Source organism: Streptosporangium carneum (genome assembly GCF_027922005.1).
GTDB lineage: Bacteria > Actinomycetota > Actinomycetes > Streptosporangiales > Streptosporangiaceae > Streptosporangium > Streptosporangium carneum.
This window is the reverse complement of sequence record NZ_BSEV01000011.1, coordinates 219,918-231,703: the sequence shown is the minus strand read 5'-3', so window position 1 is coordinate 231,703 and position 11,786 is coordinate 219,918. Positions and strand designations below refer to the sequence as shown.

Here is an 11,786-nt window from a genome sequence, read left to right as displayed (position 1 = left end):
GGAGGGCCGCGGTTCCCACGACGGGTCCGGCGATCCCCTCGGCGACCTTCACCGGCCGGCGGGCGGGCCCTCCACCCCGAGCAGGGAGACACCATGGGAAGCGGAATCTGGTCCACCGACGTCTACGCCGCCGCGACGAGCTACCGTGCCGCCAGGGGCGCCAGCGCCTTCGCCTACAGCGACAGCGGCGCGCGCACCGTGCACGACGACCTGAACCCGTACGGCGTGGCGGCCAGGGAGAGCCGGGACTCCGACGAGCACCCCAACACGCTCGCCGTCGCCGTCCTGTTCGACGTGACGGGCTCGATGGGCGGGGTGCCCCGCACACTCCAGACCAAGTTGCCCGACCTGCTCGGCCTGCTGCTGCGCAAGGGGTACGCCACCGACCCGCAGATCCTCTTCGGCGCGATCGGCGACGCCACCTGCGACCGCGCCCCGCTGCAGATCGGCCAGTTCGAGTCGGACAACCGGATGGACGAGGACCTCGGCAAGATCCTGCTGGAGGGCGGGGGCGGCGGCCAGAAGACCGAGTCGTACGAGCTGGCGATGTACTTCATGGCCAGGCACACCTCGCTCGACTGCTTCGAGAAGCGGGGGCGCAGGGGCTATCTGTTCGTCATCGGCGACGAGCTGCCCTACCCCAAGGTCAGCCGCCGCCAGGTCCAGCAGGTGATCGGCGACCGGCTGGGGCAGGACGTCCCGACCAGGGAGATCGTCGCCGAGCTGACCAGGACCTACGACGTCTACTACATCCTGCCCGCGGGGGCGAGCAACTCCGGGGACCGTCAGGTGCTGGACGCCTGGCGGGCGCTGCTCGGCCAGAACGTGCTCGAGCTGGACGACCTGGACGCCGTCTGCGAGACCATCGCGCTCACCGTCGGCCTCGGCGAGGACGCCATCGACCTGGACGAGGGGCTGAACGACCTCGACGAGGTCGGCTCCACGGCCGGAGCGGCCGTGGGCAAGGCGCTGGCCAGGCTGGACCGGCGCGCGCTCGTGGTGACCGAGGGGCTGGAGGTCGACGGCGACAGCGGCGTGATCCGGCTGTGAGCGGCACTCCGACCGGCTGAGCGCACGAGCGGGCGATGGACGAGCAGGTGGCGAGCAGGGAGAAGGGGGCTTTCATGGGTGAGCACGTGATCGTGGCCGACCTCGGGTACGGCGACGCGGGGAAGGGCACCGTCGTGGACTGGCTCTGCGCGCAGGAGCCCGTGCACGCGGTCGTCCGCTTCAACGGTGGCGGGCAGGCGGCGCACAACGTCGTCCTGCCCGACGGGCGGCACCACACCTTCGCCCAGTTCGGGTCGGGGACGTTCCGCGGCGTCCCCACCCACCTGTCACGCTTCGTGATCGTGGACCCGCTCGCCATGGCCGCGGAGGCCGCGCACCTGTCCGAGCTGGGCGTGCCCGACCCGTTCGCGCTGCTCACCGTGGACAGGGACGCCCTGCTCGCCACGCCGTACCACGTGGCGGCCGGACGGGCCAGGGAGGTGGCGCGCGGCGAGGACCGGCACGGGTCGTGCGGGATGGGCGTCGGCGAGACCGTCGCCTACGCCCTGGAGCACCCGGACCTCGCGCCGACCGTCGGCGACTGCGAGGACCCCGTGCGGCTCGCGCGCAAGCTGCGCGCGCTCCGCCAGGCGCTGGAGGCGATCTGGGAGGAGACGGACCAGGAAGCGGACCAGGAGACGGATCAGGAGACGGTGCGGAACGCGGGCCGGGAGGCGGGGCGGCTCCCTCGGCGGACAGGCCAGGGCACGGGTCGGGGAACTCGGCGGGGAACGGAGCAGCGGGCGGGTCGGCCGGCGGGCAGGGAGGTGGGCAGGGAGGCGGTGCCCTCCGTCGAGGACTGCGTCGTGGCCTACCGGGCGTTCGCGGAACGGGTCATCCTCGTGGACTCCTCGTTCGTGACCGCCCTGCTGCGCCGCAGGCCCGTGGTCTTCGAAGGGGCACAGGGCGTGCTGCTCGACGAGTGGCACGGTTTCCACCCCTACACGACCTGGAGCACGACGACCTTCGCCAACGCGCTGACCCTGCTCGACGGGGCGCCCGCCGTACGGCTGGGCGTGCTGCGCTCCTACACCACCCGCCACGGCCCCGGCCCGCTGGTCACCGAGGACCCGACGCTGGAGGCGGTGGAGAGGCACAACGGGACGGGGCCGTGGCAGGGACCGTTCAGGGTCGGCCACTTCGACGCGGTGGCCCACCGTTACGCGCTGGCGGCGGCGGGCGGAGCCGACGCGCTCGCGCTCACCCACCTGGACGTCCCGGTGTCACGGATGTGCGTCTCCTACGACATCGGGGAGCTGCCGGTCGGGGTCGCGGGCGACCTCGACGGGCAGGCGAGGCTGACCGCGCGCCTGCTGGGGGCGCGCCCCCGCTATCTGGACGGCGTGGACGACTGGCCCGCGGCGGTGGCCGACGCGCTCGGGGTGCCGGTCCGCGTGGGCTCCTGGGGACCCACGTCCGCGGACAAGACACGGCTGGGCGGTTCGACGTCCTGTTCTCCGCGCTCCGAAGGACGGGACGTCCGCACCGGAGGTGTGACCGCGCCGGAAAGGGTATGACCAGTCAGATGGGCTTTGCTTGCCCTCCCATTACTCGCCTCCGGAGGATCCGATGGGTGTAGGGGTCAGCATCTTCTTTCTCACTGTCGGCGCCATCCTCCGCTTCGCCATCGAGCCCGACGTCCTGGGCGAGGACGTGCACATCGACGTCATCGGCCTGATCTTCATGATCGTCGGCGCCGCCGGGATCGTGCTGAGCGTCGTACTGGGCCCCAAGCGCGGCCAGACGTCGGAGAACCGCCTGATGCACCGCGAGAACAACCCGCCGGAGAGCTGATCTTCCCTCAGAAGGCGAACTGGACGGCCGCCCTTGAGGCGAGGATGGGCTTGATGTGCTCGGCGATCACGGCCTGATGCTCCGGATGGTCGCGGTAGACCAGGTAGTCGTCGACGCTGTCGAAGTCGGCGACGACGGCGAACTCGTGGTTGCCGGGGTTCACTCCCGCGTCGGAGCCGAGGGTGTAGGCGCGGATCTCCGGGATGATCTCCGTCAGCCTGCTGAGCTCGGTCACGACCGCGGCCTTCTGCGCGTCGGTGGCCTCTTCGACCCAGGTGAACAGCACGACATGCCGGAACATGGTCTTCCCTTCGTTCGGGTGCCACGCCAGCGTACGGCCACGCCTTCGGAGAAGTGACCGCACCCCCCTCGAATCGCATTCAGCGTGGCGGCGGCATCGCGCTAGAAATAGCCCGATATGGGCTATTTATATCTTATTTATACAGGTCTGTACGCCTTTGCCAAACTATAAGTGGTGTGCGGTGTCTTGGTAGATGCGTCTCCTGCGATGTTTGGGGTGTTCGGAGCCCAGGAGGACGGAACGTCTTCTCGTGAAACCGGAGGATCGCATGAAGTCGAAGTCTGCTGTCTCGTTCGTCGCGAGCATCATGGGCACGGGGCTTCTCGCGGGAGCTCTCATGGCGGGTCCGGCCGGAGCCACGGTCACGCCCGTCTCGAAGGCCACGACCCCGACGGCCCAGGCCCTCGTCTCCACGGGCTTCGTCGCGGCCTGCTGCGGGAGACGCCGCTGTTGTCGCGGCGGTTGCGGCTGGCGGGGCGGCTGCGGCTGGCGCGGCGGCGGCTGTGGGTGGCGCGGTGGCGGCTGCGGCTGGCGCGGCGGATGGCGCTGGAACAACTGGAACAACTGGGGGGACTGGGGCGGCGGCGACTGGTGGTGGTAGCCGGACGGCGGTGAGCCTACGGCGGGGCGACCCGCCCGTATGACAGCCGCGCACGACCGGGACCGGCCCCCGCGTTCTCCACCCGGCCGGCAGGCGGGGAAAGCCCGCTCCGGAAAAGCCGGAGGCGTTGTCCGCCCTCCTCCTTTCGGAGGGGATTCGAGGGAGAGAACCTTCGAAAGGGGAAAGCAAACCTCCACCTCGCAAAGAACCCGTTCCCTTCGGGGAACGGGTTCATCGCGTTTTCACCTCCGTCCGCCCGCCCGGGCGTGTCCTCGCAGAAAAGCCGCGCTCTCCCATACCGGCCGCGCTTTTTCTCATGCCGTGCACGCTTCTTTCGGGAGAACGCGGACCTGTCGGAGGCCCGAGGCAGAAGACGGCTCTCCCGGGTCAGGCGCAGGCCTCCCGGAGGCCCCGGCGCTCCCGGGGCGGACATGGTTCTCGCGGGTCGGGCAGAGGCCTCCTGAGGCTCTCAGGCCAGGCGCGGTGTGGCGTCACGGGCCCTGGAGAGCCTGATCCTCGCCCTGCCCTGGCCGTGGGCGGCCTCGAGCACGATCGTGCGCGCCGTCTCCGGGATGAGGCGGACGTCGTGGGTGATGAGGATGGTCGTGCGGCCCGCCATGAGCCGCCGGAGAGGCTCCATGATCCGTCTCGCGGTCGAGGCGTCGAGGCCGGTCATCGGCTCGTCGAGAACGAGCACGGGAGCGTCGCGCAGGATGGCCCTGGCGATGGCGATGCGCTGGCGCTGCCCGCCGGAGATGAGCCGTCCCCGCTGGCCGACGGGCGTGTCGTACTTCCTGGGGAGCGTGTCGATGAAGCCGTGCACGTCGGCCATGACGGCCGCCCTGACGATCTCGTCCATGCTGGAGCCGGGACGGCCGTAGGCGATGTTGTCGCGCACGGTGCCCGAGAAGAGCAGGCTCTCCTGCTGGAGGACGGTGACGGTCTCGCGCAGCGACCGGCGCGTCAGGTCTCGGATGTCCACGCCGTCGAGGAGGACGCGCCCCTCCGTGGGGTCGTAGAACCGCAGCAGGAGCTTGGTGACGGTCGACTTGCCCACGCCGCTGGGTCCGACGCACGCGACGAGTTCGCCGGGCTCGGCGACGAAGGACAGGTTCCGCAGCGTGGGCCCCGTCCTGTTCGGATAGGTGAAGGAGACGTCCGCGAACTCGATCCTGCCTCGGCCCGGCGACGCGGGAGAGGTCGCCCCCGCGCGGTCGGTGACGGCCGGTCGGGCTCGCAGGATCTCGATGACGCGGTCCGAACCCGCCGCAGCCTCGGAGACGGTGAGCGCGATCTGCCCGAGGTCCCGCACCGCCGGGTAGAGGTAGGCGAGGTAGGCCGCGAAGGCGAGCAGCCCGCCGATGGTGAGACGGCCCGCCACGATCTCCCACGCGCCGAACCCGATGACGACCAGCAGGCAGATGGTCTCGATGACCTGGACGACCGGCCCGTACAGCGCGGAGAGCCTGGCCTGGGCCACGTTGGCCCGCAGCCAGGTGCCGCCTTCCGCGTGCAGCCGTTCCGCCTCGGCCTCCTGGCGGTTGAACGCCTGGACGAGCGACTGGTTGGCCAGCCCCTCCTCGATGACGCTGTTCATGCTTCCGCTGCTGAGCCGTTCACGCGCCGCGGCGTTCCTGAACCTCGACGCGAAGGCCTTGGACGCGATCAGGAACGCGGGGATCATCGCGAACGTCACCAGCGCGAGGTCCCACCGGATGTAGAGGGCCGCTCCGGCGAAGAAGACGACGCTGGCGATCGACGTGAGGAGCCGCACCACACCGGAGCCGACCAGTTCCTCGATGGCCTCGATGTCGTCGGTGAGCCGGGCCATCAGGTCGCCCAGCCTGCGGTTGTCGAAGAAGTCGGGGGTCAACGTCTGCATGTGCGAGAACACCGTGTCGCGTAATCGCAGCAGGAAGCGCTCTCCTCCCAGGGAGGTGGCGTAGGCGCCGGTGAAGGAGGCCAGGCCCGCGACGACCACCAGGCCGAGCCAGGCGAACGCGGGATCCCAGAACGCCCCCAGGTTCTGACCCGCGAGAACCTCGTCCGTGATGTAGCCGAACAGCCTGATCGCGCCGATCTCGCAGAGGGCCGCGACGACCGCCAGCAGCACGCCGAGTGCGAAGAGCCCGCGGAGGCCGCGGGTGTACGGCCAGAAACGCCGGAAGGCCTCCCTGATGGAGACCATGGGCGCGATCTGGGGTGAGGGGTCGGCCTCCGGCTCCGCCCCGTTCGGCGAGGGGGCGGAAAACGAGAACCGGCGGGTGACCCGCCGGTTCCTGTCAGAGGGGGTTACCACCACCAGCCGCCGCCCCAGCCCCAGCCGCCTCTCCAGCCGCCGCATCCGCAACGACGACGACGGCGGCATCCGCCCCAGGCGATCGGAGCGTGGCTTACCGGGAAGACCTTGTCGAGTCTCATCGATTTTCCCTTCTGGCCGACCTTTCGTGAACTTTCAATTTCCGACAATAGCACTCATATGTGTATTAACCACTAAAAACAGGGCGTATTGAAAATGTTTTAACCGGCCGTTCCACAACCTCCTCGAAGAGGATCCGGACGCCTCTCACCGCTACCTCCCAGCAGGTCACGGACATCGCAAAGCAACGAGGCCTTCCCTGAAGCCAAACCCAGGAAAGCCCAAAGACAGAGCATGCGAGCCCCATGGAATCGTCATCGGCCCGAACGGCCGGCGCGCCGCCCCAAACTCCCCGCGAACCTCATAAGTTCTTCATAAGAGAACCCTGAAAGGGCGGTACGGCAAATGAGAAGTCAAAGGAGGACGGTGCGCTCACGCCCTCGACGCGGCCCCCGCCGGAACAGAACGAGCCCGCTCCCCTGTGGGGGGCGGGCTCGTCCGGACAGCGGACCCGCGCGGAGCAGCGGGCTCGCTCGGACACATGGGCCCGCTCAGGGAGCGGGCCCACATGGAAGACAGGCTCACCGTGTTCGCGCGCCGGTCGGGGACGCGCTCACACCTCAGCCCCAGGCGAGCATGCGAAGGGGGTCCTCCAGCATGGCTCCCACGTCGCGCAGGAAGAGCGAGCCCAGCTCGCCGTCCACGATCCGGTGGTCGAAGGAGAGCGCGAGCGTGCACACCTTGCGCGGCACGATCTGCCCGTCCACCACCCAGGGCAGGTCCCTGATCTGCCCGAAGGCCAGAATCGCGGACTCACCGGGGTTGAGGATCGGAGTTCCGGCGTCCACCCCGAACACGCCCACGTTCGTGATCGTGATCGTGCCGCCCGCCATGTCCGACGGTTGCGTGCGGCCCGCCCTCGCGGTCTCGACGAGCGCCCCCAGAGCCCCCGCGAGCTCCGGCAGGGACAGCGCGTGGGCGTCCTTGACGTTGGGGACGAGCAGGCCTCTCGGGGTCGCGGCGGCGATGCCCAGGTTCACCCGGTGCTTGACCACGATCTCCTGGTTCGCCTCGTCCCACGCCGAGTTGATCATCGGGTAGCGGCGGGCGGCGACGAGCACCGCCTTGGCGACCAGGAGCAGCGGCGAGACCTTGACCTCCGCGAAGTCGGCGAGCGCGCGGAGCCGTACGACCGCCTCCATGGTTCCGGTCACGTCCACCTGGAGGAACTCGGTGACGTGCGGCGCGGTGAACGCCGACGCCACCATCGCCTGCGCGGTCGCCTTGCGCACCCCCTTGACGGGGATCCGCTCCTCGTCGGGCTGCGCCGCCCACGCCGCCGGGACGGCGGACGGCGCCGCCTGGCCGGGGGAGCCGACCGCGGAGTGGACGTCGTCCCGGGTGATCGTCCCCTGCGGGCCCGTCCCGCTGAGCGTGCTCAGGTCGACCCCGAGGTCCTTGGCCAGCTTCCGCACCGGAGGCTTGGCCAGTACGGCGACCCGCTCCGCCCGCTGGACCTGCGGCTCGGCGGAGAGCCCGTTGGAAGGCCCGGCGGATGACACGGTGGGGGACACGGCGGGTGATGCGGCGGGCCTGACCGGCGCCTCTGCCTGGGGCCGGGCGTGCGGCTGGACCTGGGGCCGGGCGGGCGGCTCCGCGGAGGGGCCGGCGGGCTGTCCGGCGGCCCCCGCCGACGTCGGCTTGCGGGGGCGGCGCTTCGCCGTTCCCGGCTTGACGCCGTAACCCACCAGGACGGGCTGTCGTTCCTGCTTGGGGACCGTGGGCACCATGTCGTCGGCCAGGGCCTGCCGGTCGTCGGAGACGGTGTCCGCCCCGACGCCCGCGCCCGTGTCCGGGGCGGTCCCCGGGGCCGGGCCGCTGCCGTCGTCGACGGTGATGATCGGCCTGCCGACGTCCACCGTCTCGCCCTCGTCGGCCATCAGGGCGGCGACCACCCCCTCGAACGGGCAGGGCAGCTCGACGACGGCCTTGGCGGTCTCGATCTCCACGATGATCTGGTTGACCTTGACCGTGTCCCCGGGCTTCACGTGCCAGCGGACGATCTCGGCCTCGAGCAGGCCCTCTCCCACGTCGGGGAGCTTGAACTCCTTCATCGTCGCCTCCCCTCCTCTAGAACGCGAACACGCGGTCGACGGCCTCGAGAACCCTGTCCAGGTCCGGGAGGTAGTGGTCCTCGAGCCTTGAGGGCGGGTAGGGCGTGGAGGGCCCGCCGACGCGCAGCACCGGGGCCTCCAGCTTGTAGAAGCACCGCTCGGTGACGCGGGCGGCGATCTCCGCGCCGAACCCGTTGTAGATCGGGGCCTCGTGGACCACGATGCAGCGCCCGGTCCCGCCTACCGACTCGACGACGCGGTCGACGTCCAGCGGGTTGAGCGAGCGCAGGTCGATCACCTCGAGGGACCTGCCGTCCTCCTCCGCCGCCGTCGCGGCCTCCAGGCAGGTCTTCACCATGGGCCCGTAGGCGAGCAGGGTCGCGTCCGTGCCCGGCCGCACCACCTTGGCCTGGTCGAAGGGCGTCCAGTCCGCGGGGGCCGAGGAGGTGTCGACCTCGGCCTTCTCCCAGTAACGCCGCTTCGGCTCGAAGAAGACGACCGGGTCGTCAGAACGGATCGCCTGCTGGAGCATGGTGTAGCCGTCGGCGGGGTTGGAGCAGGCCACGACCCGCAGACCCGCGGTGTGGATGAAGTAGGCCTCCGGCGACTCGCTGTGGTGCTCGACCGCGCCGATGCCTCCGCCGCACGGGATGCGGACCACGACGGGCAGCCTCAGCTTGCCCAGGGAGCGCAGCGGCATCTTGGCGAGCTGGGTGATGATCTGGTCGGCGGCGGGGAAGACGAAGCCGTCGAACTGGATCTCGCAGACGGGGCGGTACCCCCGCAGCGCGAGTCCGATGGCCGTGCCGATGATGCCCGACTCGGCCAACGGGGTGTCGATGACCCGCTGCTCGCCGAAGTCCTTCTGCAGCCCGTCCGTGACCCGGAACACGCCGCCGAGCTTGCCGACGTCCTCGCCCATGACGAGAACCTTGGGGTCGTCCTCCATGGCCCTGCGCATGCCCTCGTTGAGGGCCTTGGCCAGCGTGAGAGTCGTCATCCCTCGAACCCCTCCAGGTAGGCGGCGAACTCGGCTCGCTCCTCGTCCATCAGCCGGTGCGGCTCCGCGTAGACATGGTCGAAGATCGCCAGTGGCTCCGGATCGGGTAGTGCCAGACAGCGTTTGCGCACGTCCTTGCCCAGTTCGTCGGCCTCGGCGTCGACGGCGTCGAAGAAGTCCTGGTCGGCGATCTGGTTCTTGAACATGTAGGCGCGGACCCGCTCGATCGGATCCTTGAGCTTCCACGCCTCCAGCTCGCTCGCCACGCGGTAGCGGGTGGGGTCGTCCGAGGTGGTGTGCGCGCCCATCCGGTAGGTGAACGCCTCGATCAGCATCGGCCCCTGCCCCGACCTGGCGTCGGCCAGCGCCTTGCGGGTGACCGCGAGGCAGGCGAGGACGTCGTTGCCGTCGACCCGGATGCCGGGGAAGCCGAACCCGCTGGCCCTGCGGTACAGCGGGATGCGGGACTGCTTCTCCAGCGGCTCGGAGATGGCCCACTGGTTGTTCTGGCAGAAGAACACGATGGGGGCGTTGAAGACCGAGGCCCAGATGAACGACTCGTTCACGTCGCCCTGGGAGGTGGCGCCGTCGCCGAAGTAGACGATCGTGGCGGCCTCCGCGCCGTCGCGCTGGACGCCCATGGCGTAGCCGACCGCGTGCAGGGTCTGGCTGCCGATGACGATCGTGTAGAGGTGGAAGTTGTGCTCAGCCGGGTCCCATCCGCCGTGGTTGACCCCGCGGAACATGCCTAGCAGGTTCACCGGGTCCACACCCCGGCACCAGGCCACGCCGTGCTCGCGGTAGGTCGGGAAGGCCATGTCGGCGTCGGTCAACGCCCGTCCCGAGCCGATCTGCGCGGCCTCCTGACCGAGCAGGGAGGCCCACAGGCCCAGCTCGCCCTGACGCTGCAGCGCCACGGCCTCCAGGTCGACACGACGCACCAGGACCAGGTCGCGGTAGAGGCCGCGGATTTCCTCGTGGGTCAGATCGATGTCGTAGTCGGGATGCTCGACCCGTTCCCCCTCGGGGGTCAGCAACTGGACGAGTTCCGCAGGTGCTTCCGCACCACGAGGGGCCTCGGCTGTCACGTGCCACTCCTGTGTGCTCGGGGCCGTAGAGACGGGTTCACCACCTCTGTTCGGCCAGTTAGCAGCGCATCCGATCCGACTGGTGGTGGTTCGTCTGCGTTTGTGGACATCGTGGCAGAGGGCACATACCTGTGCGCAAGCCCTGCCCCGGTACCCTTACCGCTCCCCTGTTCCCCGCCTGATCTCCTTTCACCCTCGCACGAACCCCCCGCGGATCCCAGGTGGATACGCACGAACCCTCGCGGATCCCAGGTGGATACGCACGAACCCGCGGGTCCCGGCGGATCGCCGACGGGCCTGTCGCGGACGCGCCGGGACCCGGAGACGAACAGCCCCCGGAGCCCGTTACCCTTGATGCGCCGAACCGTCCCCGCTGCAACCAGGAGGAACACCGTGGCGCGCGTCATCGTCGAGGTCATGCTGAAGCCCGAGATTCTCGACGCGCAGGGCCAGGCGATCGCCCGTGCTCTGCCGCGGCTCGGCTTCTCGGGTGTCTCAGCGGTACGGCAGGGCAAGCGGTTCGAGGTCGAGCTCGAAGGCCCCGCCGACGAGGAGGCCCTCGCGGAGGTGCGGAAGATGGCCGAGACCCTGCTGGCCAACACCGTGATCGAGGACTACCGGGTTACCGTAGAGTCCTAAATTCTCACTTATCACGTAGGTAGATTCCCTACGTCCGGGTAGATCACCCTCTGAGCGTGTCGCAATCCCACAGCTTGACCAACACTAAATAACATTAAGGTTATTTTGCGGTTAGCCCGGATTCCGCGGGGAAACCTTGACAGGGTGACGTCTGACCTCGGGAGGGGGATCCCGGTGGATATCGAGTTCTCGCTGGCTCTGCCAAGAGAGGCCGTCGGCATTCCGATGGTCCGCAAAGCCCTGGGCGACTCGCTGCGGTCACTCGGCGTCACGGAAAGCTGCGTGTCCGACATCCTGCTCGCGGTCACCGAGGGATGCGCGAACGCCGTCCGCCACGGCGGCCCCGCCAACCGCTACGAGGTCGACGTGGCGATCGGGTACGGCCGCTGCGACGTCCGCATCATCGACAGGGGGCAGGGCCTGCTGCGGGTTCCCGAGCAGTACCCTCCCGCCGACACGGAGAACGGCAGAGGCATCCTGATCATGCAGGCCGTGGTCGACGAGATCTTCTTCGGCATCACCCCAGGGCGGGGCACCACCGTGCACCTGCGCAAGCACCTCGACTGGGACGAGGACGCCGCCTTCCTCCGCGACGAGCGCATGCTCGCCGCGGTGTGAAACCCCCCACAGCGCACCGCGCGACACTCCCCGGAAGCGGGCCGCACGACGTGCTCCCCGGGCGTGAGCCGTACGGCGTCCGCCGTCCGCCGCATCGCCCCGCCGCCGTGGCCTCGCAGGTCAAGGCCATCGCCCCGGCCCGCGGGGCAGGACGTCCCGCCGGGACGGTGAGCTGTGCGATCGGCCGGATCCACGCGTGACCTCCCTGTTGTGTCCTCCCTG

Annotated in this window: 11 protein-coding genes; 6 read left to right on the top strand and 5 right to left on the bottom strand. The window is 69.7% G+C overall.

Annotation, left to right across the window (positions count from 1 at the left end; genetic code table 11):
- Nucleotides 1–93: 93 nt before the first annotated feature.
- From PKF00_RS24140 to PKF00_RS24130, 3 genes are read left to right on the top strand one after another with little or no spacing between them, the layout of a single operon-like run.
- Nucleotides 94–1,050, top strand: a complete 957-nt coding sequence (locus PKF00_RS24140; RefSeq protein ID WP_271219902.1) for a hypothetical protein — start codon at nt 94–96, stop codon at nt 1,048–1,050.
- Nucleotides 1,051–1,085: 35 nt separating this feature from the next.
- The gene (locus PKF00_RS24135) at nt 1,086–2,567 is read left to right on the top strand and encodes an adenylosuccinate synthetase (protein WP_271219901.1); all 1,482 of its coding nucleotides are present in this window, start codon (nt 1,086–1,088) and stop codon (nt 2,565–2,567) included.
- A 52-nt stretch (nt 2,568–2,619) separates the two neighbouring features.
- Nucleotides 2,620–2,844: a DUF6458 family protein gene (locus tag PKF00_RS24130; protein WP_271219900.1), complete on the top strand. Its 225-nt coding sequence runs from the start codon at nt 2,620–2,622 to the stop codon at nt 2,842–2,844.
- Between the two features lie 7 nt (nt 2,845–2,851).
- Here PKF00_RS24130 and PKF00_RS24125 read toward each other — a convergent pair whose 3' ends face one another.
- Nucleotides 2,852–3,145 carry a Dabb family protein gene (locus PKF00_RS24125; protein WP_271219899.1) on the bottom strand — a complete coding sequence of 98 codons (294 nt, stop codon included), beginning with the start codon at nt 3,143–3,145 and terminating at the stop codon, nt 2,852–2,854.
- A gap of 268 nt (nt 3,146–3,413) precedes the next feature.
- Here PKF00_RS24125 and PKF00_RS24120 point away from each other — a divergent pair, with 268 nt between their 5' ends.
- A complete protein-coding gene (locus PKF00_RS24120) occupies nt 3,414–3,746 on the top strand; it encodes a hypothetical protein (protein WP_271219898.1) in 333 nt (110 codons plus the stop codon).
- 469 nt (nt 3,747–4,215) lie between these two features.
- On the opposite strand, the gene PKF00_RS24115 is transcribed toward PKF00_RS24120, so the two are convergent.
- The 4 genes from PKF00_RS24115 to pdhA all read right to left on the bottom strand — a co-directional run bounded on the left by PKF00_RS24115 (nt 4,216) and on the right by pdhA (nt 10,307).
- The gene (locus PKF00_RS24115) at nt 4,216–6,114 is read right to left on the bottom strand and encodes an ABC transporter ATP-binding protein (RefSeq protein WP_271219897.1); all 1,899 of its coding nucleotides are present in this window, start codon (nt 6,112–6,114) and stop codon (nt 4,216–4,218) included.
- Nucleotides 6,115–6,725: 611 nt separating this feature from the next.
- Nucleotides 6,726–8,219, bottom strand: a complete 1,494-nt coding sequence (locus PKF00_RS24110) for a 2-oxo acid dehydrogenase subunit E2 (RefSeq protein WP_271219896.1) — start codon at nt 8,217–8,219, stop codon at nt 6,726–6,728.
- Between the two features lie 16 nt (nt 8,220–8,235).
- Complete coding sequence (locus tag PKF00_RS24105) at nt 8,236–9,219, bottom strand: alpha-ketoacid dehydrogenase subunit beta (RefSeq protein WP_271219895.1); 984 nt, start codon at nt 9,217–9,219, stop codon at nt 8,236–8,238.
- Nucleotides 9,216–10,307 carry a pyruvate dehydrogenase (acetyl-transferring) E1 component subunit alpha gene (gene pdhA / locus PKF00_RS24100; protein WP_271219894.1) on the bottom strand — a complete coding sequence of 364 codons (1,092 nt, stop codon included), beginning with the start codon at nt 10,305–10,307 and terminating at the stop codon, nt 9,216–9,218. The genes PKF00_RS24105 and pdhA overlap by 4 nt, the downstream gene beginning before the upstream one ends.
- 393 nt (nt 10,308–10,700) lie before the next feature.
- Here pdhA and purS point away from each other — a divergent pair, with 393 nt between their 5' ends.
- Together purS and PKF00_RS24090 are read left to right on the top strand one after the other, a co-directional pair.
- Nucleotides 10,701–10,946 (top strand): phosphoribosylformylglycinamidine synthase subunit PurS, encoded by a 246-nt coding sequence (gene purS, locus PKF00_RS24095; protein WP_271219893.1) that lies wholly within the window; start codon nt 10,701–10,703, stop codon nt 10,944–10,946.
- Between the two features lie 174 nt (nt 10,947–11,120).
- On the top strand, nt 11,121–11,564 hold the full coding sequence (locus tag PKF00_RS24090; RefSeq protein WP_271219892.1) for an ATP-binding protein: 444 nt from the start codon (nt 11,121–11,123) through the stop codon (nt 11,562–11,564).
- Nucleotides 11,565–11,786: the final 222 nt, after the last annotated feature.